Annotated in this window: 22 protein-coding genes; 9 read left to right on the top strand and 13 right to left on the bottom strand. The window is 68.3% G+C overall.

Going from position 1 to position 23,281, the window contains the following annotated elements; translation table 11 throughout:
* Positions 1 to 21: 21 nt before the first annotated feature.
* Complete coding sequence (locus AC1DC5_RS14600) at positions 22 to 1,371, bottom strand: ABC transporter substrate-binding protein (RefSeq protein WP_441406746.1); 1,350 nt, start codon at positions 1,369 to 1,371, stop codon at positions 22 to 24.
* Between the two features lie 272 nt (positions 1,372 to 1,643).
* Here AC1DC5_RS14600 and AC1DC5_RS14595 point away from each other — a divergent pair, with 272 nt between their 5' ends.
* A complete protein-coding gene (locus tag AC1DC5_RS14595) occupies positions 1,644 to 2,585 on the top strand; it encodes an AraC family transcriptional regulator (RefSeq protein WP_441406745.1) in 942 nt (313 codons plus the stop codon).
* A 40-nt stretch (positions 2,586 to 2,625) separates the two neighbouring features.
* Here the strand turns inward: AC1DC5_RS14595 and AC1DC5_RS14590 are convergent, their stop codons facing one another.
* From AC1DC5_RS14590 to AC1DC5_RS14580, 3 genes are all read right to left on the bottom strand, one after another.
* Entirely contained in the window at positions 2,626 to 3,432 is an 807-nt protein-coding gene (locus AC1DC5_RS14590; RefSeq protein WP_476865621.1) for a transglutaminase-like domain-containing protein, read from the bottom strand.
* An 83-nt stretch (positions 3,433 to 3,515) separates the two neighbouring features.
* A complete protein-coding gene (locus tag AC1DC5_RS14585) occupies positions 3,516 to 4,337 on the bottom strand; it encodes a hypothetical protein (RefSeq protein ID WP_441406743.1) in 822 nt (273 codons plus the stop codon).
* A 29-nt stretch (positions 4,338 to 4,366) separates the two neighbouring features.
* Positions 4,367 to 5,716 (bottom strand): M20/M25/M40 family metallo-hydrolase, encoded by a 1,350-nt coding sequence (locus AC1DC5_RS14580; RefSeq protein WP_476865620.1) that lies wholly within the window; start codon positions 5,714 to 5,716, stop codon positions 4,367 to 4,369.
* Between the two features lie 85 nt (positions 5,717 to 5,801).
* Between AC1DC5_RS14580 and AC1DC5_RS14575 the strand changes: the two genes are divergently transcribed.
* Both AC1DC5_RS14575 and AC1DC5_RS14570 read left to right on the top strand, forming a co-directional pair.
* Positions 5,802 to 6,476: a DUF1684 domain-containing protein gene (locus tag AC1DC5_RS14575; RefSeq protein WP_476865619.1), complete on the top strand. Its 675-nt coding sequence runs from the start codon at positions 5,802 to 5,804 to the stop codon at positions 6,474 to 6,476.
* 4 nt (positions 6,477 to 6,480) lie between these two features.
* A complete protein-coding gene (locus AC1DC5_RS14570) occupies positions 6,481 to 6,990 on the top strand; it encodes a GtrA family protein (protein WP_476865618.1) in 510 nt (169 codons plus the stop codon).
* A 74-nt stretch (positions 6,991 to 7,064) separates the two neighbouring features.
* On the opposite strand, the gene AC1DC5_RS14565 is transcribed toward AC1DC5_RS14570, so the two are convergent.
* The 6 genes from AC1DC5_RS14565 to AC1DC5_RS14540 form a co-directional block, all read right to left on the bottom strand.
* Positions 7,065 to 8,222 (bottom strand): cysteine desulfurase family protein, encoded by a 1,158-nt coding sequence (locus AC1DC5_RS14565; RefSeq protein ID WP_476865617.1) that lies wholly within the window; start codon positions 8,220 to 8,222, stop codon positions 7,065 to 7,067.
* Entirely contained in the window at positions 8,219 to 9,190 is a 972-nt protein-coding gene (gene nadC / locus AC1DC5_RS14560; RefSeq protein WP_476865616.1) for a carboxylating nicotinate-nucleotide diphosphorylase, read from the bottom strand. The genes AC1DC5_RS14565 and nadC overlap by 4 nt, the downstream gene beginning before the upstream one ends.
* Complete coding sequence (locus tag AC1DC5_RS14555; RefSeq protein WP_476865615.1) at positions 9,187 to 11,079, bottom strand: L-aspartate oxidase; 1,893 nt, start codon at positions 11,077 to 11,079, stop codon at positions 9,187 to 9,189. The genes nadC and AC1DC5_RS14555 overlap by 4 nt, the downstream gene beginning before the upstream one ends.
* A complete protein-coding gene (gene nadA / locus AC1DC5_RS14550) occupies positions 11,076 to 12,386 on the bottom strand; it encodes a quinolinate synthase NadA (protein ID WP_476865614.1) in 1,311 nt (436 codons plus the stop codon). The genes AC1DC5_RS14555 and nadA overlap by 4 nt, the downstream gene beginning before the upstream one ends.
* The gene (locus AC1DC5_RS14545) at positions 12,383 to 13,093 is read right to left on the bottom strand and encodes an NUDIX hydrolase (protein ID WP_476865613.1); all 711 of its coding nucleotides are present in this window, start codon (positions 13,091 to 13,093) and stop codon (positions 12,383 to 12,385) included. Before AC1DC5_RS14545 ends, nadA begins: the two co-directional genes overlap by 4 nt.
* A 186-nt stretch (positions 13,094 to 13,279) precedes the next feature.
* Complete coding sequence (locus tag AC1DC5_RS14540) at positions 13,280 to 13,753, bottom strand: Lrp/AsnC family transcriptional regulator (RefSeq protein WP_441406734.1); 474 nt, start codon at positions 13,751 to 13,753, stop codon at positions 13,280 to 13,282.
* A 177-nt stretch (positions 13,754 to 13,930) separates the two neighbouring features.
* Here AC1DC5_RS14540 and AC1DC5_RS14535 point away from each other — a divergent pair, with 177 nt between their 5' ends.
* From AC1DC5_RS14535 to AC1DC5_RS14510, 6 genes are all read left to right on the top strand, one after another.
* Positions 13,931 to 15,343 carry an amino acid permease gene (locus tag AC1DC5_RS14535; protein ID WP_476865612.1) on the top strand — a complete coding sequence of 471 codons (1,413 nt, stop codon included), beginning with the start codon at positions 13,931 to 13,933 and terminating at the stop codon, positions 15,341 to 15,343.
* A gap of 137 nt (positions 15,344 to 15,480) precedes the next feature.
* Positions 15,481 to 16,515: a thiamine pyrophosphate-dependent enzyme gene (locus AC1DC5_RS14530; protein WP_476865611.1), complete on the top strand. Its 1,035-nt coding sequence runs from the start codon at positions 15,481 to 15,483 to the stop codon at positions 16,513 to 16,515.
* Entirely contained in the window at positions 16,508 to 17,569 is a 1,062-nt protein-coding gene (locus AC1DC5_RS14525; protein ID WP_476865610.1) for an alpha-ketoacid dehydrogenase subunit beta, read from the top strand. The genes AC1DC5_RS14530 and AC1DC5_RS14525 overlap by 8 nt, the downstream gene beginning before the upstream one ends.
* Positions 17,562 to 17,891 (top strand): biotin/lipoyl-containing protein, encoded by a 330-nt coding sequence (locus AC1DC5_RS14520; protein WP_445154014.1) that lies wholly within the window; start codon positions 17,562 to 17,564, stop codon positions 17,889 to 17,891. Before AC1DC5_RS14525 ends, AC1DC5_RS14520 begins: the two co-directional genes overlap by 8 nt.
* Positions 17,892 to 17,895: 4 nt before the next feature.
* Positions 17,896 to 18,723: an alpha/beta fold hydrolase gene (locus tag AC1DC5_RS14515; RefSeq protein ID WP_476865609.1), complete on the top strand. Its 828-nt coding sequence runs from the start codon at positions 17,896 to 17,898 to the stop codon at positions 18,721 to 18,723.
* A gap of 178 nt (positions 18,724 to 18,901) precedes the next feature.
* Complete coding sequence (locus AC1DC5_RS14510) at positions 18,902 to 19,558, top strand: phosphoribosyltransferase (RefSeq protein ID WP_441406729.1); 657 nt, start codon at positions 18,902 to 18,904, stop codon at positions 19,556 to 19,558.
* A gap of 74 nt (positions 19,559 to 19,632) precedes the next feature.
* Here the strand turns inward: AC1DC5_RS14510 and AC1DC5_RS14505 are convergent, their stop codons facing one another.
* The 3 genes from AC1DC5_RS14505 to AC1DC5_RS14495 form a co-directional block, all read right to left on the bottom strand.
* Complete coding sequence (locus tag AC1DC5_RS14505) at positions 19,633 to 20,988, bottom strand: MFS transporter (RefSeq protein WP_441404696.1); 1,356 nt, start codon at positions 20,986 to 20,988, stop codon at positions 19,633 to 19,635.
* A 190-nt stretch (positions 20,989 to 21,178) separates the two neighbouring features.
* Positions 21,179 to 22,633, bottom strand: coding sequence for a 4-hydroxyphenylacetate 3-monooxygenase, oxygenase component (hpaB, locus tag AC1DC5_RS14500; RefSeq protein WP_441404695.1), 1,455 nt, complete (start codon positions 22,631 to 22,633; stop codon positions 21,179 to 21,181).
* A gap of 60 nt (positions 22,634 to 22,693) precedes the next feature.
* Positions 22,694 to 23,230, bottom strand: a complete 537-nt coding sequence (locus AC1DC5_RS14495; protein ID WP_441404694.1) for a flavin reductase family protein — start codon at positions 23,228 to 23,230, stop codon at positions 22,694 to 22,696.
* Positions 23,231 to 23,281 lie beyond the last annotated feature (51 nt).

The raw sequence follows: 23,281 nt of genomic DNA, 5'->3' as shown, positions 1-23,281 counted from the left end.
TGTTCTCCTGCGGTTGGGTTGTTACTTCTTGTACTTGTCGCCGACTTTTTGTGCGGCTTCCTGGCCTTTGGCCACCGCGTCGGCGACAGTACCCTGGCCGGCGATTGCGGAGCTGACACCCTGGGAGACCCTGGTGCCAAGGGCGGCGAACTCGGGAATCCCGACAAACTGGATGCCCACGGCCGGACGCGGCTGGACGCCGGGGTTCTTTGGATCGGCGTTCTCAATGGCGAAACGTTCGGCCTTGAAGAACGGTGCTGCCTGCTGGAACTCGGTGTTCTCATAAGTAGAGATGCGCTTGCCGGACGGGACCTTGGACCAGCCGAGCTTGGACGCAACCAGTTCCTCGTACTCCCTCGAGCTCGCCCAGGCGATGAACTTCCCGGCGGCATCCTGCTTCTTGGAGGCCGCCTGCACAGCCCAGGACCAGGTCCACAGCCAGCCCGAGGACTTGGTTTCCTCCACCGGGGCCTGGGCGTAGCCGATCTTGCCCTTCACCGGGGAGGCCTCGGCTTCCAGGGCGCCGGCCGCGGAGGTGGCGTCGTACCACATGGCAACCTTGCCCTGGCTCATGTTGTTCAGACACTCGGTGAACCCGGCCTGGGCGGCCCCCGCCGGACCATGTTCCCGGACCAGCTTTGTGTAGAACTCGACCGCCGCGGTGAATTCGGGGCTGTTGACCTGTGCGTTCCAGTCCTTGTCGAACCAGGTTCCGCCGAAGGTGTTCACCACAGTCGTCAACGGTGCGAAGACCTGGCCCCAGCCAGGCTGGCCGCGCAGACAGATCCCCTTCATGCCCGGGGCCGCGCCGTCCACCCGGGCGGCCAGGGCGGCGACCTCGTCCCAGGTGGGTTTCTCCGGCATGATCAGGCCCTTCTCCTCGAAGATGTCCTTCCGGTACATCAGGAAGGAGGATTCCCCGTAGAACGGTTCGCCGTAGAGCTTGCCGTCCTTGCCGGTCAGCGACGCCGTGTAGGCCGGCAGGATGTCCGCCTGGTCGAACCCGGCATCCGCGGCCACATGGTCCAGAGGAGCCAGCCAGCCGTTGGCGGAGTAGAACGGGATCTCGTAGTTGGACAGCGACGCCACGTCGTACTGGCCCGCCTGGCTCGAGAATTCCTGGCTGATCTTGGCACGGACGTCGTTTTCCGGCAGGACGGTGTAGTTGACCCGGATGCCGGTCTCCTTGGTGAAGTTATCGGCCGTGAGCCGCTGCAGGTCCTCCATCTGGGGGTTGTTCACCATCAGGACATTGATGGCGTTCGGGTCGCCAGCGGAATTTCCTCCGCCGGCACCGGCACAGGCCGAGGCGCTGAGCGCCACGCACAGGGCACCTGCGGCCAACGCGGCGACGCGTGTTTTTGCGCGCATTAAGGACTCCTTTGTTCTTCGGGGGATGCAATGCGCCCTGCACTCCGACTGCTGTGTCGGGGTGCGGCGCCGAATGCGGGACCGGGCTTTGCAGCCGGGGTGCCGCGCTGATGTTCCTCAAGATTAGGCCTGTGGGACAGGGCACAACTAGCGCCATGGTTGCCATTTTCTGATACTAATTTTCCCGAGCGGTGCCCGCGCAGGCGCTACTCTGGGAGCAGGCGGCCCGGAGCCCGTCCATATTTCATAACCCGAAGGCAGGGAGAACCACGATGAACGCAGCCGACCCCGGCGCCGGCTCAGGCCCCATTGACAGTGCGGCGGCCAGGCTTGCAGAACGGCTACTGGGGATGCGCGCCAACCGTGAGGTCATCCCGGAAGACCCAAACCATTCGGTCCGGTGGCATGAGCACGACTATCCCAGTCCGGTGGCACGCTGGAACTACCATCCCGAATACGAACTGCACCTGATCCGGAAGGGCACCGGGAAGTTCATCGTGGGAGACCACATCGGCACGTTTGAGGCCGGACACGTGGCACTGGTGGGGTCGGGGCTGCCGCACGACTGGGTCAGCGACCTGGAGCCCGGGGAAATCCTCGAGGGCAGGGACGCCCTCATCCAGTTCGACGGCAAATGGGTTGAACAGGCGGCATCAATCATTCCGGAAATGGCCGAGATCCGGCCCCTGCTGGAACAGTCCTCCCGCGGCATCGAGTTCCTGGGGCCGTCAGCCGAGGCTGCCGCCGCCGCCATCAACGCGATGGGTACGTCCACTGGGCTGGAGCGGCTGCACCATCTTTTCGAACTGTTGGCGATACTTGCCCGTGCGCCGCAGGAGGACCGGCGCTATCTGGCCGACGAATGGTTCCGGCCGCAGCTGGACAGCCAAGCCGCGGCCGTGGTGGACCTTGTCTTGGAGTACGTCTTCAGCAACCATGCCGGCAGCGTCAAAATGTCCGGTGCCGCTGCGCTGGTGGGAATGTCGGAGCCGACATTTTCGAAGTACTTCAAACGTGCCACCGGCCAGAACTTCAGTGACCTGGTCCGCAAACTTCGGCTCGCCCATGCGCGCCGCCTGCTGGAGCACAGCGACAAAGCCATTTCCGACATTTGCTACGAGGTGGGCTTCTCGAACTTGTCCAATTTCAACCGGCATTTCCTCAACGACGCAGGCGAGACCCCGCGCCACTACCGCCAGCGCGTCCAGCCGTGATCATGCCCAATCGGGAGCGCAGCTTGTCCAGCGGAAAACCCTAGTGGAGGGTGACGAGCTTCGCCGGATCCTCGTCCGGCAGTTCGCCGTCGACGACGGCAGTCACCTGGAGCTGGGTCAGCGACAGGCTGCCGCCAACGGTCGACAGGAACGCGGTATCCGACGAATCCCGGCCGGCGGTGATCCGCAGCATGCTCTCCCGCGGGGCCAGGCCCGTGGGATCGATGACGTGCCAGGCACCGTCGAGGTGGGCCTCGGCCACCGCGTGGAAGTCCATAGGGCTCAGTCCGGGGGCATACACGGCAGCAAGCCTGGCCGGAACGTTTTTGGCGCGCAGCAGCGAGACGGCCAGGTGGGCGAAGTCGCGGCAGACCCCGCGCCGGTGCAGCAGCGTCTCGACGGCGCCGTCGGTCCCGCGTGAGGATCCGCTGATGTAGCGGAGCTCGCTGAAGACCCAGTTGCGCACCGCGTTGACGAGCTCTTCGCCCTGCAGTCCGCCGAATTCCGCGTAGGCCGTGGGCAGGAGCCGGTCGGACTCGGCATAGCGGCTGGGCCGGACGTAGCGGATGAGTTCCATCAGCCGTGGTTCCTCCGGCAGCGCGAACCCCGAAACGTTCGCCGCGTAGTCCACGAGCACCTCGGTGGGTTCAGCGAATTCCATGTAGTGGAAGCGACCGCCGTGGTGGTCGGAGAGCTCGGTGAGCGGGACATCCTCGCCGCCGGCCGTCACTGACAGCGACTCCAGGAAGCTGCTGTAGCCGGGGTTTCGAGCCACGGACACGGCCAGGGCGACCTTGGTGTCGGCCACGGTCTTGAAGGCCAGGCGGGCGGCTACAGAGCGCTGCATGTATCTCCGGGGTGTGAGGGTACGGCTGGTGGCGTCGCCGCCGCCGTCGGCCGGCCGGGTGCGGGCGGTGCGGGCGGTGCGGACTAGTTTTTGATCTTCAGAGACATTAGCATCCGCTGGACGTTGGCGAATTGCGAGCCTTCGTTGACGTATTTGGCTGCCTGGTCGAGGGTGTCGAACGCCTTGGCGGGGGCAACCTTCTGGTCGGGGGCAAAGGCCTTCAGCTCCGTCAGGTCACCAAAGGAGTAGTCGCCCTTGCCCTCGGGGCCGCGCACCAGGTTCTGCAGCGTGCAGGCCTTTCCTTCCGTGCCACCGACGATGTTGGTGATGCCGTAGGACCCGAAATACTTGTAGCCCTGGGTCACCCGGAAAACCACACGCGGGTCTATGGTGCCTTCCCCGCCGCGATGCGGCAGGTCGACCGGGACGCTGCTGACCACGACGTACGGTTTCGCGGCGTCGTCCGCGCAGGCCGCGGCGGGCTGCGGCGGAAGTCCGGTCTGCAGGGTGGCGAGGTAGCCGCCGTCGGCGTCCTTGACCTCAATCTTGAGAGCGCCGGGCATAGTTCCCTCCGCTGGGGCCACCGACTGGGCGATCCATTCCTGCGGCAGCTCGAAACTGACGTTCTTCGCCGGATCGGTGAAAACCTTCCAGGCCGACGCCGTCGAGCCGGCGTCCGCTGAGCCGGGGGCGGTGGATCCGGGCGAGGCGGCCGGGGTGGTGCCGCCCACGGACGGTTCCGCCGAGGGTGCCCCGCTTGCGCCCGGGCTGCTGCCGGCCGTCCAGGCGGGGGTGCCCTTTGTGTCGCTGCTGCAGCCCGACAGTGCGGCCGCGGCGAGCGCCAGCGCGGCGGTGATTCGGAGGCGGCGGGCCGAGGCCCGCCGGAAGGTGTCCGTCCCTGTCATGGTGCCAGCGTAGCGGGACTTGGGGCCGCTCAGAGTTCCCGGATCAGCGTTTCGTAGAAGCTGACGCCGCGCTCCAGCGTCTCCAGCGCGATCTTCTCGTCGACGGCGTGGATGGAGCCCCGCGCCTCGGCGTCCATGGAGAACGGGGCGAAGCGGTACACGGCGCCGCAGATCCCGGTGAAACGGCGAGAATCCGTGCCGCCCATCATGATGTACGGGGTGACGAGCGCCTCCGGGAACACTCCGGTGATGCAGCCCTCCAGCAGGTCCCATGGCGCCCCGGAGTGCGGCGACACCGGGGAGGGGTCGCTGCCTTCCACCACGCGCAGCTCCACCCTGGGGTCACGGATGATCTTCCGCAGCCGCTCCACGGTCCCCTCGACGGTTTCCCCAACGGCCACCCGGATGTTGGCGTTCGCCCGGGCGGTGGCGGCCAGGACGTTGGCCCCCGTGCTGCCCTCCAGCGTGGTGATAGCTACGGTGGTGCGGGTCATGGCGTTGGTCTCGCCCCCCATCCGGCCGAAGAGCAGGGTCACCGGGGCGCGGAACAGCGACAACCTGGCGAACACGGCCCGCAGCGGCGCCGGGGCGTGCGGGCCGAAACGCCGGAGCATCTCAACGGTCACGTCCGGCAGCGACTGCGGGAAAGGGCGGCGTTCGATCCGCGTGATGGCGCGCGCCAGCCGCGCCGTCGCGCCCATCCGGGGAGGTGTGGAAGCGTGGCCGCCGGCGTCCCGGGTCAGCAGCTCCACGTCCAGGATCCCCTTTTCGGCCACGCCGACGACGGCGGCCGGCCGGGTCACGCCGGGGAACGCCCCGCCGGCCACGGCGCCGCCCTCGTCCAGCACCAGCCAGGGCCTCACTCCACGCCCCGCCAGCAGTTCCGCCGCGGCGGCCGCGCTGGCCCCGGCGGTCTCCTCGTTGTTGCCGAAGGAGAAGTAGAGGTCATGGGCGGGGGCGAACCCTGCTTCGAGCAGGGATTCGGCCGCCTCCATGACGGCGACCAGCTGGCCTTTGTCATCGAGGGTGCCGCGGCCCCACAGATAGGTGCCGTCGTTGTGCCCCGAAAACGGCGGCCGGGTCCACGCTTCCGGATCGCCGGCGGGGACGACGTCGTAATGGGCCATCAGCACGGACGGACGCGCAGCAGGGTCCGGACCGGTTCCCGGCCAGCGGTACAGCAGGGCCTGGCCGTTGACGCGTTCGAGGTCCAGGCCAGCGTGGACGGCGGGATACAGCCGGGCCAGCGCGGCGATGAATGCTTCGAACTCGCCGGTGTCCACCTCGCTGGCAGTCCGGGAGGACACGGTGCGGAACCGCACCAGTTCGGCCAGGGCGGCGGCGGCGCGGCCGACGGCCCGCGCAGTGGTGGTCTGCATGCGCGAAAGTCTACGGCCGGGCCGGACCCTTGGCCGGACTTCGGCGGCGCGATTCTCCGGCGGGAAAGCGGGATACGCTGGGGACATGGCGGATCAGGATTTTGGCTCCACGGATTTCGGAGCCCAGGACAGCGTGGCGGGCATCTCCGCCGTCGACATCGCGGACTGGCGGCTCCGGACCTTCGCGCTCTACGCCAACGTGCGGAAGTTGGCGGCAGAGGATCCGGCCGAGGCGCATTCATACTGGCGCCAGGAGCGGGACCGGATGTTCGGCACCCACCCCGCGTCGCCCCTCACGGCGGCTGCCAAGTCCACCTTCGGCGGGCTGAAAACGGCGGACTACGACCCGATCTACCGCTTCCACATTCCGCTGACGGGCGAGGGTGCCGGGCGGGAAATGAACGTGGAGACCGGGACCGACGGCCTGGTCCGTTTTGTCCGGCTGGGTACGTTCGATCTGCCGGAGATGGGCCAGCTCGCCGTGTGGAAGCTCCACGGCTACGGCGGCGGCATTTTTGTTCCGTTCCGCGATGCGACGGCCGGGCAGCCCGGGGGTACCTACGGTGCGGGCCGCTACCTGCTGGACACCATCAAGGGCGCCTTCCACGGCGTGCAGGGATCCGGCCCGGACGCCGAGTTCGTGGTGGACTTCAACTTCGCCTACAACGCCTCCTGTGCGTACAACGAGGCGTGGGCATGTCCCCTCGCCGGCCCGTCGAACCGCCTCGCCGTGGAAATCCCCGTCGGCGAACTGTACTGAGCGGATGGATGCCCAGCTCGAGCAGCGCTCCCCTGCGCCCGCCCCCGCCGTCGCCGTCCACCCTGCCCCTGCCGGCTCTCCGGTCCGCCGCCGGCACCGCGGCGTCCTGCGCTACCCCCTGGTCCGGCAACTGCTGAGGTTCACCGCCGTCGGGATTGTCTGCACGGCAACGTCGCTGGCGCTGTACGCCTTCCTCCGGCCGTATCTCGGCTCGCAGCCGGCCAACGCGGCAGCCCTCATCCTCACGTCGCTGATGAACACGGCGCTGAACCGGCGGCTGACCTTCAAGATCACCGACCGGCACCGGCTCAAGCGCGACCACCTCAACGGGCTGATCGTGATCCTTGTAGCGCTGCTGATCACCGGCGCCAGCCTCGGCGTCCTGCACTGGATCAACCCCGACGCCACGGTGGCCGACGAGCTCTGGACCACCACGCTCTCCGGCTTCGCGGCCACGGCGGTGCGGTTTACGCTGCTGCGGCACTGGATCTTCCGCCGCGCCCGTCACCGCTAAAACCCGGTTTGCGCTGTCAGAAATCGTCCCTCTGCGGGCCCCGGAGCAGCATTAAGTGACAGGGCAACCCGGGGTCAGGGCGTGCCGAGGGCCTGGACACTGCCGACGGCGGTGCGGACCGCGGCCGCCGCCTCCTGCAGCTCGGCGGCCGTGATCGTGGAGTCGAAGCTGAAGCGGACCGCGGTCTGGGCGGCCTCTGTGGCTATACCCATCGCCAGCAGCACCGGGGACGGCTCGTCCGAGCGCGCCGCGCAGGCCGAACCGCTGGAGCAGATGACCCCCAGCCGTTCGAGTTCCAGCAGAACGGATTCGCCGCTGGTCCCCGGGAAGCAGAACGACGCCACGGAGGGCAGCCGCTCGCCCGGATGGCCGGTGAGCGCCGCGCCGGTAACGCCGGCCAGCACCGAGCGGATGAAGTCATCACGCAGGACGGCGACGTGCGCCGCACGTTCCCCCTGCGAGGTCCGGGCGAGCGTGAGCGCCGTCGCGAGGGCCACGGCACCGGCCACGTTCTCGGTCCCCGACCGGCGACCGCGTTCCTGCCCGCCGCCATGGATCACGGGTTCCAGCCGGGTCCGGCTCCGAACGAAGAGGGCACCGCTTCCTTTCGGGGCGCCGAGTTTGTGGCCGGAAATGCTCAGGGCGTCCACGCCCAGTGCTGCGGTGTCGAGCGGCAGCCACCCGGCGGCCTGCACCGCGTCGATGTGGAACGGAATGCCCTGCGCGCGGGCCAGCGACGCCAGCCGGGCTATCGGCTGGACGGTGCCCACCTCATTGTTGGCGTACATAATGCTGACCAGCGCGGTCTCCGGCCGGAGCGCGGCGGCAAGGGCCACTTCGGTAACGCGTCCATAGGAGTCGACAGGCACCACGTCGACGGCGAAGCCGTGCACCCGTTCCAGGTAGCGGGCGGACTCCTCCACCGCGGGATGTTCGACGGCGCTGATCACCACCCGGTCCAGCCGCGGGTCCGCCGCGCGCCGGGCCAGTGCAATGCCTTTGACGGCCAGGTTGTCCGCCTCCGTGCCCCCGGAGGTGAAGACCACCTCGCCCGCTCGGCAGCCCAGCGCCGCGGCCGTCGCTGCCCGTGCCCCGGCGAGCGCCGCGGCAGCCGAGTCGCCGAGCGAATGGTGGCTCGAGGGGTTGCCGAAGTCCCCGCTGAGGTACGGCCACATCGCTTCGAGCACCTCGCGGCGGACCGGTGTGGTGGCCGCGGCGTCGAGGAAGATCATGGCGCCGCCTGGCCCGCGGTCTGTTCGCTGTTCCGTTCGCTGTTCCGTTCGCTGTCGAGGCCCAGCTCAAGGTCGAGGCCCAGGTCCAGCGCCGCGACGCTGTGAGTGAGTCCGCCGATTGAGATGACGTCCACGCCGGTGGCGGCGATGCCGGCCACTGTGGCCAGGTTGACGTTCCCACTGGCCTCGACCCGGGCGCGGCCGCCCACCAGGGCGACCCCGGCGGCGAGGTCAGCCAGCGTGAAGTTGTCCAGCATGATGGTGTCCAACCCGGCCGCCAGCACCGGTTCGATCTGGTCCATGTTGTCCACTTCCACCTCAAAGTGGGTGGTGTGCCCCAGCCGCGCTTTGGCCTCCCGCAGCACGGCGGTGAGTTTCGCCGGGTCTCCCCCGGTCAGGACGGCCAGGTGGTTGTCCTTGGCCAGCACGGCGTCGGAGAGTCCGAAGCGGTGGTTGGCGCCGCCGCCGCAGCGGACGGCGTACCGTTCGAGCACGCGCAGGCCCGGCGTCGTCTTCCGCGTGTCGGTGATGCGCGCGCCGGTGCCGTCCACGAGGGCGACGAACTCCGCCGTCTTGGTGGCGATCGCGCTCATCCTCTGCACGAGGTTGAGTGCTACGCGCTCGGCGAGCAGCACGGCGCGGGCGTTCCCGTTGACCCTCGCGAGCGCCGTTCCGGCGGCAAAGGCGGCACCGTCGGCCACGAGGAGTTCGACGTCGGCCCCGGGGTCCGTAAGCTTCATCGCCGCGGCGAACACCTCCCCGCCGCTGAGCACGCCGGGGACGCGGGCGGCCAGGACCGCCGTCGCCCGCGCGTCCGCGGGGATGAGTGTCTGCGAGGTGATGTCGCCGTAGGGGGCGTCCTCCAGCAGGGCGGCCCGCAGCACGGCGTCCACTGCGGCGGCGGGCAGGGTTCCGGCGAGCGCGGCTACCGGGGAGACGGTGGGGCGGGCTGCGGCGGGTGCTGTCATGAGGAGATCCTTTGTTTCGGACGTGAGAGGGCGGCGTGGCGGTGGCCGTACGTGCCGGCCGGCGGGGTGGAGCGGGCGGGCGCGGCGAGCACGGCGGGGACAGTGGCGGCGGGGTCTGCGTCCGCACGGTAATGGGCGCCGACGGAGCCGGCCCGCTGCCGGGCCGCGGCCACCAGCAGCTGCGCGGCGAGCAGCAGGTTCCGGTCCTCGTGCTCCCCCTGATTCGCTGCGTCCGTCACGATCCCGGGGCGTACGACGGCGGCCCAGGCCGCAAGGGTGGCCTCCGCCTCCCGCAGTTGTTCCCCGCTGCGCAACACCCCGGCGTCCGCAGTCATCAACCGCCGCAGAGCCTCGCGGCTGAACGGGATGGGACCAGCCTCAGTCGCCGCAACACCAACCTCGGGGGCCGCCGGTGGAGTTCCTTTCCCTGCGACGTCGCGCGACAGCGCTGCGGAAGCGTGCGTCAAGGGGAGGCCGCCCTCGGCCGTGGGCCCACACGATCCGGGTTCCCTGGCCGAGCTTGCGAGGTTAGGGCGATGGTGGGGCGCACGCGGAGCAGCGCGGTCGTGCGACGGGGCTTCATGCGGGGCTGAGGTGCCGTCGTGCGACGGGTAGCCAGCCAGGAACGCCTCCACGGCGCGGCGCCCGAAGACCAGCCCCTCCAGCAGTGAATTGCTGGCCAGCCGGTTGGCGCCCTGCGCTCCGGTGCACGCGACTTCGCCGGCGGCGTACAGCCCCGGCACGGACGTGCGTCCCCAGAGGTCGGTGGACACGCCGCCCATCCAGTAGTGGGCTGCCGGGGACACCGGGAGCGTTTGGCTGGTCCAGTCGTAGCCGGCGGCGCGGGTGGCCGCGTCGATAGTGGGGAAACGCCGGGCCAGGAAGCCCGGCCCGCGGGCGGTCTCGATCCCCCGTGCGTCCAGGAAGACGGGGCTGTCCGCCGGCGCGCCCGTGGCCGCAAGGTGCAGGGCAATGCTGCGGGAGACGACGTCGCGCGGGGCGAGTTCGGCGTCCGGGTGGTAGTCCGGCAAAAAGCGGTAACCGGCGGCGTCCAGCAGGACGGCGCCTTCGCCGCGGACCGCCTCGGAAATGAGCAGCGCCGGCGGACCGCCCGGGATCTCCGCCGCCGCCAGCGTGGTGGGGTGGAACTGGAAGAACTCCAGGTCCCGGACGGACGCGCCCGCCCGCCACGCCAGGGCCAGCCCGTCTGCGGTGGCGACGGACGGATTGCTGGTCCGGGCGAACAGCCGTCCGGCACCGCCGGTGGCCAGGAGCACCGCGTCGGCGTCCAGCTGCCGGGGTTCACCGTCGGCCAGGTAGGCGACGCCGGTCACCCTGGCGCCCGCCGCCGGGCCCGTTTCGGGGAGTTCGGTGAGCAACGCGGTGGCGAACGCGCCGGTCTCGACGCGCAGCCGGCCGTTGACTGTCCGCTCCACGACGGCGGCGACGAGGGCGCGGGTGATGCGGGCGCCGGTCGCGTCCCCGCCGGCGTGCAGGATGCGGGCGGCGGAATGTGCCGCCTCGAGGCCGAGCGCCGGGCCTCCGGAGGGTCCGGCGTCGAAGTGCACGCCGAACCGCTGCAGGCCTGCGATGTCCCGGACGGCCTCGGTGCACAGCACCCGCACGGCCTCGGGGTCGTTGAGCCCGGCGCCGGCGGCGAGGGTGTCGGCGATGTGGGCCGCCACGGAATCGCCCGGCGCGGCCTCTCCCGGCGTGAGCACGGCCGAGACGCCGCCCTGGGCGTAAAAGGTGTTGCTCTGCTCGAGGGTTCCCTTGCTCAGGAGCACCACCTCGCAGGCCGGCCCGCCGTCCTGGACGGCGTCGGACGCCAGCAGCGCGGCGTACAGACCGGCGATGCCGCTGCCGACCACTACCAGCCGCCTGGTCACGGCCGCGCCGCCAGCATCCGCTCGAGGGCAACCTTGGCCGGCGCTGCGACGTCGTCCGCCACCGTGATCCGGTTGACCACCTCGCCCCGGACCAGCGCTTCCAGGACCCAGGCGAGGTAGCCCGGGTGGATGCGGTACATCGTGGAGCAGGGGCAGATCACCGGGTCCAGGCAGAAAATGGTGTGCTGCGGGTATTCCGCGGCAAGCCGGTTGACCATGTTGATCTCAGTGCCGATCGCGAACGTGGTGGGTTCGGTGGCGGCGGCGATGGCCTTCTTGATGAAGTCCGTGGAGCCCGCGGAATCGGCGGCGTCCACCACCTCCATGGGGCATTCCGGGTGCACGATCACCTGCACGCCCGGGAACTCGGCGCGCGCCTTCTCGATCTGGCCCACGTTGAAGCGCTTGTGGACCGAGCAGAAGCCGTGCCACAGGATCACGCGGGAATCGAGCAGGGCCTGTTCGTCATTGCCGCCGAGGTCCTTGCGCGGATTCCACATGGGCATCTGCTCCAGCGGCACACCCATGGCCTTGGCGGTGTTGCGGCCCAGGTGCTGGTCCGGGAAGAACAGCACGCGCTGGCCGCGCTCGAACGCCCATTCCAGCACCGTGGAGGCGTTCGAGGACGTGCAGACGATGCCGCCGTGCTCGCCGCAGAAGCCCTTGAGTGCGGCGGAGGAATTCATGTAGGTGACCGGGATGACCGGGACCCGGCCGTCGGCGTCGGGCTCGGTGCCGAACAGTTCCTCCAGCTGCTCCCAGCACTCGGTCACGGAGTCGATGTCCGCCATGTCCGCCATGGAGCAGCCCGCGGCGAGATTGGGCAGGATCACGGCCTGGTCGGGCCGGGACAGGATGTCCGCGGTTTCGGCCATGAAGTGCACACCGCAGAAGATGATCGCCTCGGCATCCGGGCGGGTCAGCGCGGCGTTGGCCAGCTGGAAGGAGTCGCCCACGAAGTCGGCGTATTCAATGACTTCGTCGCGCTGGTAGAAGTGGCCCAGGACGACGGCGCGGTCCCCCAGCGCCGCTTTGGCGGCCCGGATCCGGGCGTCGAGTTCGGCGGCGCCGGCGAGCTTGTACTCCTCCGGGAGCTGGCCCTGCCGGGGGGTCGAGGCCGGGGCGGCGTCGGCGGAGGACGCGCCCGGGCCGTAGGCGGGCACACCGGCGAGGGCCTCGGCGAGATCGTAGTCCCAGGGGCCGCGGGCGAGCGCCGGACTGCAGGTGGAGGCTGTTGCCCTGCCGTTGGCACTGCTGGTGGCCTGTTCGCGCGTGATCAGCTGGATTGCCGTGTTGACGCTGCTCATGGTGTGCTCCTGTTGTCTGGGTCAAGGCCAGGGCGGCCGGTAAAGCGGTAGAGGCGGGGCGGGCGGTGTTTGCCGCCCTGCAGGTACTGGTCGGTTTCTTCGATCTCCGGCGTGGCCTTGACCTGCCGGCGGAAGTTGGCCGGGTCCAGTTCTCGGTCCAGGACGGCTTCGTAGACCTCCCGGACCTGGGCCAGGGTGAAGTACTCGCCCAGCAGGTGGTACGCGATGGAGCCGTAGGCCATCTTGTTGCGCAGCCGCCAGAGGGCGTAGTCGATGATCGCGTTGTGGTCGAAGGCCAGGTCGCCGAGCCGGTCGGCCCGGAACCATTTGACGTTTTCGGATTCGTCCGCGAGCGCGGCCTCGGTGGGCTGTACCAGCGCCCAGTAGACAATCGAAACGACGCGCTGGGTGGGTGAGCGGTGCAGGCCGCCGAAAGCGTAGAGCTGCTCGAGGTAGCTGGGCGCCAGTCCGGTGGTCTCCTGCAGGTTCCGCGAGGCGGCGTCCGGCAGGGATTCGGAATGGGTCAGCGGGCCGCCGGGCAGTGCCCACAGTCCCTTGAACGGTTCGCGGATCCGGCGCACCAGCGGGATCCACAGCGTGGGGCGTCCGGAACGCTCACTGGGGCGCAGGGCGAAGATCACTGTGGAGATGGCCAGCGTCGGCGGCGCGGTCTGGCGTTCGGAGACGTTGGCTGCTGTTGTGTACACGGTGGTTCACCCCGCATTCTCAGGCTTCAGGCCGGCCTCTGAGGGGACGGCCCGGATGGTTCCGGCCCGACCGCCGGAGTAGTTATAGTCAAATTGACTAGAACTAATGATACGACTGTCCGGGCTGGGCGCAAAATGTTTCAGCTCACATGGTGACCGCCGCGCACGCGCCCGGCCCCGGCCTGCTCACCCTTCGTTGGCGGCGGCTTCCAGCAGCGGGAGGGTGCGGCCCTGGAAGTGGGTGTTGAGCACAATCACCGAGGACGAGCGCAGCACCGTCCGGGTGGCGATCATGGCATCCAGTACGCGCTGCAGGTCCGGGTTGGAGCGGGCCGCAATGCGGGCCATCAGGTCTGAACTGCCGGAGACGGTGTGGATTTCGATCAGTTCCGGGATCGCCGCGAGCGCCTCGACCACCGCGTCATGCCCCAGGTCCTGGTTGATCGTCAGGGAGCAGAACGCCACCACCGGGAAGCCAAAATGCGCCGGATCCGGCTGCGGCACCCAGGAACCGATGACACCGTTGTCCTGCATCCGGTCCAGCCGCGACTGCACTGTGGCGCGGGCAACCTTGAGGACGCGGGAGGCTTCCAGCACTGACGCCCGGGGCGCATCCGTGAAGAATCGGACAATTTTCGCGTCCAGGGCATCTACGTCCATCGAATATTCCTCCTGCAGCAGCATCCGCGCGGCAAACCGCCACGGAAAACTCGTTCCCAGCCATCAAACTGCCACCATGCTCTCACGGGCCGGGGCATGCCGGCCCCGTCCAGACACGGTAAATTCAATAGGTCCCATAAGGACTCCAAGATCCACACCACACGAAGGTTCGCCAGCATGACAATGAAGTCCACCGCGGAGCGCCCCGGCCTGAAATTGGGCCACAGCATGAAGCCACGCCAACTCACCATGATGGGACTCGGCAGCGCCATCGGCGCCGGCCTGTTCCTGGGTTCGGGGGCCGGAGTCCAAGCCGCCGGACCCGCCGTCCTGATCTCATACCTGGTCGCGGGAACCCTGATCATCCTCGTGATGTGGGCCCTCGGCGAAATGGCCGCCGCCAACCCCAACAGCGGCGCGTTTTCCGTCTACGCAGAGAAAGCCATGGGCCGGACCGCCGGTGCGACCGTGGGCTGGCTCTGGTGGCTGCAGCTGGTGGTTGTCATCGCAGCCGAGGCCCTCGGTGCCGCCGCCCTGCTGTTCACCGTGTGGCCGGTAATCCCGGTTTGGGCCCTGTCCCTGATCTTTATGGTCGTGTTCACGGCGATCAACCTCGCCGGGGTCAAGAACTTCGGCGAGTTCGAGTTCTGGTTCGCCATCCTCAAGGTGGCCGCCATCCTGGTATTCCTCGGCATCGGCACCGCCCTGCTGCTCGGCTGGCTCCCGAACGTCGGATCCCCCGGCCTGTCCAACTTCACCGCGGACTTCGCCCCGGCGGGGCTGGGTGGGATCGCCACGGCGCTCTTCGTGGTGATCTTCGCGTTCGGCGGCACCGAGATCGTCAGCGTGGCCGCCGCCGAGACCGAGAACCCCCAGCACAGCGTGGGCCAGGCCATCCGCACCGTCGTGTGGCGGATCCTGGTCTTCTACATCGGCTCCGTGTTCGTCATCGCTGCCGTCCTCCCGTACACCTCCGAGGCCCTTGCGTCGCCGTTCGCCGGCGTCCTTGACGTGGCCGGCATCCCCGGCGCCGGCGCCGCCATCACGCTGGTCGCCGTCGTCGCGCTGCTCTCGGCCCTGAACGCGAACCTGTACGGCGCGTCCCGGATGGTCTTCTCGCTGTCCGAACGCGGCGAAGCCCCCCGGTTCCTGTCGAAGATCAACAAGTCACGGGTGCCGGTGATCGCCGTCGGCGTCTCCGTGGCGTTCGGCTTCCTGGCCGCCGTGCTGGAACTGCTTTTCCCGGAGCAGATTCTTCCCGCGCTGTTCCAGCTGGTCGGCTCGACGTGCCTGATGGTCTGGGGCTCCGCCCTCGTCTCCCAGCTGATCCTCCGCCGCCGCGCGGACCGGGAGGGCACCGTCCTCCCGCTGCGGATGAAGGGCTTCCCGGGGCTGACGGTCTTCGGGCTCGTGCTCCTCGCCCTGATCTTCGCCGTCGGCTTCAGCAGCCCGGACAGCAGCAAGCAGCTTTTCAGCACCATCGCCCTGGTCGCCGGCATCGCCGCGGCGTACTGGATCGGCGCCCGTATCACCCGCAACCGCAGCGTGGCCCCGGCCGAGCGGGCCGAAACCGCCGACGCCGGGAAGTAACCAGCCCGGCCGCACTACCTGACCAGACTGCACAGATTGCAAAGCCCGACGCCCCTCGGACTGGCACTCTTGTGCAGTCTGGTCAGTGATTTAACAGCTGTTTGCCTACCGTCGGGCGGGTGACTAGGGTCACAGCCATGGACACACTCCCCGTGGCTTCCGGCGACGCCGCCGAACCGCTCACTCCCGCCCAGCTCCGCGAGCTCTATTCACTGATGGTGGCCGTCCGCCACCTCGATACCTCGGCCATCGCCTGGCAGCGCCAGGGCATCATCCCCGGCTACGCGCCCGAGCTCGGCCAGGAGGCGGCCCAGGTGGGCAGCGGCTACGCCGTTGACACCACCCGGGACTTCGTCTTCCCCACGTACCGCGAGATGGGCGTCGCCCGCACCATGGGCGTGGACATGGTGGCGTACATGTCCACCCACAAGGCCACCTGGCACGGCGGCCTCTACAACCCGCTGGAATCCCGGCTCGCCCCGATTCAGGCCGTCGTGGGCGGCTCGGTGCTGCACGCCGTCGGATGGGCCCACGGGCAGACGCTGGACCGTATGAACGGCGTCGCGATGACGTACTTCGGCGACGGCGCCTCCTCCCAGGGCGACGTCCACGAGGCCCTGAACTTTGCCGCGGTGATGAAGGCCCCCGTGGTGTTCTTCGTCCAGAACAACGGCTGGGCCATCTCGGTCCCCACCGAACGCCAGGTCGCCGGCGGCTCCGTCGCTGCCCGCGCCGCCGGTTACGGCATGCCGGCCCTGCAGATCGACGGCGACGACGTAGTCACTGTCGTCGAGGCCACCCGGCGCGCCTTTGCGCACGCCCGGGCCGGCAACGGCCCCGTGCTCATCGAGGCGATGACCTACCGCCGCGGCCCGCACTCGACCTCCGATGATCCCGGCCGCTACCGCTCGCTCGACGAGGAGCGCGACGGCGCCGGCACCGACCCGCTGGAGCGTTTCCGGCAGCGGCTGCTCGCCGACGGCATCGCCGACGAGGCGTTCTTCGCCGAGGCCCTCGCGGCGGCCAAGGCAGAGGAGGAACAGATCCGCACCGGCATCCAGTCCCTCGGATCCCGCCCCGGCACCGAAATGTTTGACCTGGTCTTCCAGGAAACCACCCCTGCACTGCAGGCCCAGGCCGCCAACTGGCGCGAGGAGTCCGAACATGTCTAACTCGATTCTCGAAGGCGAGAGCAGCGCCCCCGCCATTGCCGGGGGCACTCCGGAAAACACTGCCGCCGCGACCACCTCCGTGATGTCCATGCAGCAGGCCCTCAACCGTGCCCTCGACGAGGTGCTCGCCGAGAACCCGAAGGCCGTCATCTTCGGCGAGGACTGCGGGCGGCTCGGCGGCGTCTTCCGCATCACCGACGGGCTGCAGGCCAAGCACGGCGAGCAGCGCGTCTTTGACACCCCGCTGGCGGAGTCCGGCATCCTCGGCATGTCCGTGGGCCTGGCGATGGCCGGTTTCCACCCCATCCCGGAGGTCCAGTTCGACGGCTTCGCGTACCCGGCCATCAACCAGATCGTCTGCCAGATTGCCCGGATGAACTACCGCAGCCGCGGCACCATGCCGATGCCCATCACCCTGCGTGTTCCCAGCTTCGGCGGCATCCGCGCCCCCGAACACCATGGCGAGAGCCTCGAGGCCCTCTTCGCGCACGTACCCGGGCTCAAGGTGGTCTCGCCGTCGAACCCGAACGAGGCGTACCACCTGCTCAAATACGCCGCCACACGGCCGGACCCGGTGATCTTCATGGAGCCCAAGTCCCGTTACTGGCAGAAGGGCGAGGTGAACCTCGCCGACGGCGGCTCCCCCACCGGAGCGAAGGTCATGCGCGAGGGCCGCCACCTTACGCTGGTCGCGTGGGGCGCCATGGTCTCGCGCTGCCTTCAGGTGGCCGAGCTCGCCGCCGAGGACGGGATTGACGTCGAGGTCCTGGACCTGCGCTGGCTCAAGCCGATCGACGCCGAGGCGCTGGCCGCCTCCGTGCGCAAGACGCGCCGCGCCGTCGTCGTCCATGAGGCTCCACTGACCTCCGGGCTGGGCGCCGAGGTGGCGCAGCTGATCACGCAGTCCTGCTTCGACACGCTCAAGGCGCCCGTGGAGCGCGTCACCGGCTTCGACGTCCCGTACCCCTCGGGGGACCTGGAAGACGAATACATCCCGAACATTGACCGGATCCTCTTCGGGATCCAGCGAGTATTGGAGTACAAACGTGGCTGAAATTTCATTCCCCCTCCCGGATCTCGGCGAGGGCCTGATCGAGGCCACCGTGCTGGAATGGCTCGTGGCCCCCGGCGACCAGGTGGAGCGCAACCAGCCGCTCGTCGAGGTGGAAACCACCAAGTCGGCGGTTGAATTGCCCAGCCCGCAGGCAGGTAAGGTGGTGCGTATCCACGGCGGGCCCGGCGACAAGATCAATGTCGGCGAGCCCCTGATTGTGTTTGAGGTGCCGGACAACACCGCCGGCATCGTGGGCACGGTCCCGACGGAAGAGGCACCGAAGCGCCGGGTCCGCCTGAGCGCCGTACTTGATGAGGACTGAGAGCATGAGCGGCAGGCACACCGGCGAACTGCATTCCCACACCGTGGAGGGCACCGATCCCCAGCTGTATGTGGGTGTCCACGAGCCCGCGTCCGACGCCGGACTGCGCCCGGTGCTGCTGCTGCACGGCTTTTCCTCCTCGTCCAAGCTCAACTGGGAAGACACCGGCTGGATCGCCGCCTTACTGGAGGCCGGCCGCCGTGTCATCACGGTGGACCTGCCCGGCCACGGCCGCAGCGGCGCCCCCGAGGACATGGACTCGTACGCCCCCAGCAGGATCCGCGCGGACCTGCTGCAGATCGCGTTCGACTCGGGTGTCCGTCCCCTGCGCGACGGCGACCCGTCCAGCGGACTCGACCTGATCGGTTACTCGCTCGGTTCGAGGCTTGCCTGGGAGTTCGGCGCCACCCAGCACGAGCTGGTGCACCGGCTGGTTCTGGGCGGGCCGAACGTCGCCGATCCGCTGGCCGACTTCGACCTCGTTGCCGCGCAGCGTTACCTCGCCGACGGCACCCCGATTGCCGATGCGTCCACGGCCGGGCTCCTGAAGATGGCCCAGATGCTGCCCAGCAACAACATTTTCTCGCTGCTGTCCCTCGTGGAGGCGATCAAGAGCGAGCCGTTCGATCCCGCCGAGGCCGTGCCGCACATGCCGATGCTGCTGGTGGCCGGCGAGAAGGACGAACGGGCCGTGTCCATGCCGGAGCTTGCGGCGCTGGGCGCCAAAGCCGGGGCCATGGTGGAGCAGCTGGTCCTGCCGGGCCGCAACCACACCAACGCCATCACCAGCCGCGCGTTCAAGCAGGGGGCCGTCAGCTTCCTGGGCGTGTAGCTTCCCGGCCGTTCACCTGCAACGCGGGGTCACTTGAAGCCCATCCGATCGACCCGGACGGACGTCAAGTGAACCCGCGCTGGTTTCCGGGGGCGCGGCCGGCCATTCCCTCGCGCTCTTTCCCCGGCGGACGTAGGCTGGCCGCAGCAGAGTGGGCGGAAACCGGGAGAGGGTCGCCATGGGCATGCGCTTTACAAACCGCGAGCAGGCCGGCAGGCTTCTGGCCGTTGCCCTCCCCCAGTTCCGCGGACGCCCGGACACAGTGCTGCTGGGCCTCGCGTGCGGCGGGGTTCCTGTGGCGGCCGCGGCCTCGGCATCGCTTCGGCTGCCCTGGGACGTGCTGCCGGTCCGAAAACTGGGGATACCCGGCCTCGACGAGACGGCGTTCGGCGCGCTGGCCTCGGCCGGCGGCGGGGTGGTGCGCGTACTGAACCGTCCCCTGGTGGCCCGGCTCCTGGACATCGGGGTCCGCCAGTCGGCGCTGGACGCCGTGGAAGGCGCAGAGCGGGCAGAGCTGGGGCGCCGCGCCGCAGCGTATCTTGGTCCGCGGCATCCCCTGACCGGCAAAACCGTGATTGTGGCCGACGACGGTCTGGCCACCGGGGCGACGATGCGGGCCGCCGTCGAGGCCGTCCGGGCGGCCGGTGCGGCAACCGTCGTCGTCGGGGTTCCCGTCGCGTCCCTGGAGGCTCAGTCGTCACTGCAGCAACTCGCGGACGCAGTGTTCAGCCTGTTTATCCCCGGCCAGTTCCGCGCCGTCGGCAGCTACTACCGCGCCTTCCGGCAGGTCGGGGACGACGACGTCGTCCGGCTGCTGGGTGCCCGGCCCGCGTGAACAGCAACGACGCGTCGCCTTAACGACAGAAGGGCACGGACCGAGCGGTCCGTGCCCTTCTGTCTGTTTGGTGACTAGTGCTTGGCCGTGGCGGCCGGCGCGTGGTGGCTGGCGCCGAGCGCGCGGCCCTTGGTCTCCCCGGCCAGCAGGACGCCGACCGCGGAGATGACGCAGAGGATCATGATGTAGATCCCGATGGAACCGGTCCACCCGGTGCCCTGGAGCAGGGCCTCCGCGATGGTGGCAGCGAACGCGCCGCCCAGGATGGCACCGAAGGCGTAGCCGATCGAGATCCCCGAGTAGCGCACGTTCGCAGGGAACATCTCCGCGTACATCGCCGACATCGGGCCGTAGGAGAGGCCCAGGCCGATGGTCAGGACGAACAGCGCGACGCCGTAGAGGAAGATGTTCTTGGTGTCGATCAGGGCGAACATCGGAATCATCCAGGCGAAGACAATGCCATAGCCGATCAGGAAGGTTTTGACGCGGCCGATCTTGTCGGACAGCCAGCCGCCTACCAGGGTGAAGATCAGCCAGCCGAAGGACGCCAGCGTGGTGGCCAGCAGGATCTGCGGAGTCGGCATCTTCAGGGACTTGGTGGCGTAGGAGATGAAGAACGCGATCAGCAAGTAGCCGGCAGCGTTGTTGCCGATGAAGATCATCGTCGAGTAGAGGACGGCCTTCTTGTGCTTGCGGAAGAGCACTCCGAGGGGAGCCTTGCTCTCTTCCTTGCGCTCCTGCATTTCCTTGAAGACGGGGCTCTCGGCAACCGCCCGGCGGATCAGGTAGCCGACGACGATCAGCACGATGGAGAGCAGGAACGGCACACGCCAGCCCCAGGACGCGAAGTCTTCCTTGGACATGGACGTGTTGAGGAAGTACAGCAGACCGGTGGCGAGGATCATGCCGACCGGAACGCCGATCTGCGGGTACGCGCCGAACAGGCCGCGCTTGCTCTTGGGAGCGTGTTCGACTGCCATCAGGGCAGCGCCGCCCCATTCACCGCCGGCGGAGAAGCCCTGGATGATACGGAGCAGGATCAGCAGGACCGGAGCCCAGAAACCGATCTGGGCGTAGGTCGGCAGCATACCGATCAGCGCCGTGGCGGCACCCATCATGATGAGGGTGAAGACCAGCATGGCCTTGCGGCCGAGTCGGTCACCCAGGTGGCCGGCGACGACGGCGCCGAGCGGGCGGAACAGGAAGCTGATGCCGATGAGGGCAAAGGACAGGATCTGCGCCAGCCCCGGGTTGGAGGCGTTCAGGGGAGCCAGGAACAGCGGCGACAGCAGCGTTGCCGTCAGCTGGGCAAAGATGAAGAAGTCGTACCACTCGATGGTGGTACCGACAAGCGTGCCCGCGAGGACCTTGCGTTCCTCATGCTTGCTGCTGGGGCCCGCCTCAGAATCGACACTTGAAGTTGCGGTCATTGAAACTCCGTTGCTGGGGGCAGAAATCCTGCCCGGGGATGGTTGCGAAGTGAATAACTGAATGCCTCTGGATTTACTGATCGAACGGTCAGTTAGTATTCAGAATCATACTATGAAATGTGTGATAGGGCACACATGCTGGGAAAAAGCCTCGCCGCGCCAAGAATGGACGGCGAGTTTATTGCGGCTGTCAGTCGGTGCGGTTCAGGAACTCACGGACGCGGGCACGGACGGGCCCGCGGTCGTAGGCGTTCACCATTGCCCCGGCCATCCGGACCGGATCGCCGAAGAAGAAATACTCGTACAGCGACTGCCTCCCGGAGAAGCCGGAGACCGAGGCGTCGAAGGCCAGCTTGAACAGCCGGACACGCTCGGGGCCGGTCAGCGACTTGCCCTGCAGGTACATCTCGATGTCTGCCCGGGCGTCGCTGTTGACATCCGCTTCGCCGGGAAGTGCCATCAGCCCGGAGGCGGAAAACTTCCGGATGATCTGCGGAAAACGCTGGGCGACCTTGGGGTACCAGTTGCGGGCGGCGTTGAGCGTAGACCACTTCGGCAGCATGACGCCGGCCTCGTTGAGTTCCGCATCCGCCTCGGAGGCCCGAACCAGCGCCTTGCCGATTTCGACGTCGACGATCAGTTCGGCGATGTCCTCCTGGATGTGCTGGAAACCGTCGATGCCGATCGAATCGGCGAGTTCGGAGGCCAGGCCCAGGAAGAATTCGCTCTTGGCAATGGTCCGGGTGACCACCTGGTGCGTCATCAGGGCGCCCGCGCCGGTTTCGGAGTAGAAGGCGTTGCACAGCTGCGGGTTGCCGAGCATAAAGATGCGTTCGTTGGGCACAAAGACGTTGTCAAAAACGGCGACGGCGTCCATTTCCTCATAGCGGGAGGCCAGCGGCTCGTCGTGGGTGCTGCCGCCGTTGTACAGCGAGGTGCGGCACAGGTAGCGGAGGCCCGGAGTGTCGTTGGGGATGGCGAAGGCGTACGAGTAGGGGGCATCCTCGGGCGTGCCGCGGAGCACCGTGGAGGGGAAGACCAGGAGCTCGTCAGCGATCGGGGCGATGGTGGCGAGCATGCGGGCACCGGTAATGACGATGCCGTCCTCGCGCTCCTCCACAATCCGGGCCGACAGCTGGCCGCCGAGTTGTTCGGAGCCGGAAACGGACCGGTTGACCTGAGGAGGGATCAGCGTGTGCGTGGCGAGGATGTCGTTTTCCCGGGCCCACTCGTAGTAGTTGCGGATGTTCTCGCCGAACTTGGGGTCGGCCTGGGAAAACCACTTCCCGGCTGTGCTGAGGGCGGTGAGCGAGGAGTTCATGTAGTCGCCGGAGCGGCCCAGGAAGCCGTTGGAGGATTCGGCCCAAGTGGAGATGGCACGGCGCCGGCGCTCAAGGTCCTCGACGGTCTTCGGCACCAGGAAGGAGGCATTCACCAGGTCTCCGGTGGTGGGCGAGGTGTAGGTCAGCGCGTCCTGGTGCCGCGGGTCATGCTGCATGTCGAAGAGTTTGGCGTAGGAGCGCGCGACGTTGCGGAACGCGGGGTGCTCTGCGATCTTCTCGCTGACAACCTCGCCGTCGATCACCACATGGGGCGTCATGTTGTTGAGCTTGTCCAGATACTGCTGTCCGGTACGGATACCCATGGTTGTTTCTCCAGTCGTCGTTGAACTGAGCGTCAGGGTTGGCACGTCGTGTTGCGGGGGTCAGAGCAGGTCCTCCATGCCCAGCTGGCTTTCCGGAATGGTGGTGAACGCGCTGTTGGCGAAGGCCAGCGCATCACCGTTGCGGTAGTTGAAGTCGGTCACCTCGCCGACGTAGAGCGTGTGGTCGCCGCCGTCGTATGCCGCCCAGGGCCTGCATTCGAAATAGGCGAGCACCCGGGACAGCCGCGGCGCGTTTTCGCCCTCGACCCAGAGCGGCTCGGGTCCGGGCCGCCCGGCGAAGTGCAGCGCGAGCTGCCGCTGCTCGGCACCAAGGATGTTGACAGTGAAAGGCCGCCCGGCGAGCTCGTCGTGCGCCTTCGAGGCGCGGGCGATGCTCACGAGCACCAGGGGCGGATCCATGGACACCGACGTGAAGGAGTTAACGGTGATGCCGTGGCGCTTGGTGGCGCCGTCAAAGGTCACGATCGCGACGCCGGTGGCGAACCGCCCCAGGCTGCCGCGGAAGCGGTGGGCACGCGCAGCGGCAGTGCGGCCCGGAACAACCCGGACAGGCTCCGTGCGGGGCTTGGCAATCATCGTTGATCCCTGCGTCTGGTGATGGCTCTTTCACATGCACTGCAAAGGCGA

The sequence above is a fragment of the Arthrobacter sp. 10L424 genome (assembly GCF_056395325.1).
The sequence above is the reverse complement of the archived record's forward strand: the minus strand, read 5'-3'. Positions and strand labels throughout refer to the sequence as shown.

Excerpts from the sequence above, each read along its gene's own strand:
- AC1DC5_RS14600 (WP_441406746.1), bottom strand. The coding sequence starts at position 1,371 with ATGCGCGCAAAAACACGCGTCGCCGCGTTGGCCGCAGGTGCCCTGTGC.
- AC1DC5_RS14595 (WP_441406745.1), top strand. The coding sequence starts at position 1,644 with ATGAACGCAGCCGACCCCGGCGCCGGCTCAGGCCCCATTGACAGTGCG.
- AC1DC5_RS14590 (WP_476865621.1), bottom strand. The coding sequence starts at position 3,432 with ATGCAGCGCTCTGTAGCCGCCCGCCTGGCCTTCAAGACCGTGGCCGAC.
- AC1DC5_RS14585 (WP_441406743.1), bottom strand. The coding sequence starts at position 4,337 with ATGACAGGGACGGACACCTTCCGGCGGGCCTCGGCCCGCCGCCTCCGA.
- AC1DC5_RS14580 (WP_476865620.1), bottom strand. The coding sequence starts at position 5,716 with ATGCAGACCACCACTGCGCGGGCCGTCGGCCGCGCCGCCGCCGCCCTG.
- AC1DC5_RS14575 (WP_476865619.1), top strand. The coding sequence starts at position 5,802 with ATGGCGGATCAGGATTTTGGCTCCACGGATTTCGGAGCCCAGGACAGC.
- AC1DC5_RS14570 (WP_476865618.1), top strand. The coding sequence starts at position 6,481 with ATGGATGCCCAGCTCGAGCAGCGCTCCCCTGCGCCCGCCCCCGCCGTC.
- AC1DC5_RS14565 (WP_476865617.1), bottom strand. The coding sequence starts at position 8,222 with ATGATCTTCCTCGACGCCGCGGCCACCACACCGGTCCGCCGCGAGGTG.
- nadC (WP_476865616.1), bottom strand. The coding sequence starts at position 9,190 with ATGACAGCACCCGCCGCAGCCCGCCCCACCGTCTCCCCGGTAGCCGCG.
- nadA (WP_476865614.1), bottom strand. The coding sequence starts at position 12,386 with ATGAGCAGCGTCAACACGGCAATCCAGCTGATCACGCGCGAACAGGCC.
- AC1DC5_RS14540 (WP_441406734.1), bottom strand. The coding sequence starts at position 13,753 with ATGGACGTAGATGCCCTGGACGCGAAAATTGTCCGATTCTTCACGGAT.
- AC1DC5_RS14535 (WP_476865612.1), top strand. The coding sequence starts at position 13,931 with ATGACAATGAAGTCCACCGCGGAGCGCCCCGGCCTGAAATTGGGCCAC.
- AC1DC5_RS14530 (WP_476865611.1), top strand. The coding sequence starts at position 15,481 with ATGGACACACTCCCCGTGGCTTCCGGCGACGCCGCCGAACCGCTCACT.
- AC1DC5_RS14525 (WP_476865610.1), top strand. The coding sequence starts at position 16,508 with ATGTCTAACTCGATTCTCGAAGGCGAGAGCAGCGCCCCCGCCATTGCC.
- AC1DC5_RS14515 (WP_476865609.1), top strand. The coding sequence starts at position 17,896 with ATGAGCGGCAGGCACACCGGCGAACTGCATTCCCACACCGTGGAGGGC.
- AC1DC5_RS14510 (WP_441406729.1), top strand. The coding sequence starts at position 18,902 with ATGGGCATGCGCTTTACAAACCGCGAGCAGGCCGGCAGGCTTCTGGCC.
- AC1DC5_RS14505 (WP_441404696.1), bottom strand. The coding sequence starts at position 20,988 with ATGACCGCAACTTCAAGTGTCGATTCTGAGGCGGGCCCCAGCAGCAAG.
- hpaB (WP_441404695.1), bottom strand. The coding sequence starts at position 22,633 with ATGGGTATCCGTACCGGACAGCAGTATCTGGACAAGCTCAACAACATG.
- AC1DC5_RS14495 (WP_441404694.1), bottom strand. The coding sequence starts at position 23,230 with ATGATTGCCAAGCCCCGCACGGAGCCTGTCCGGGTTGTTCCGGGCCGC.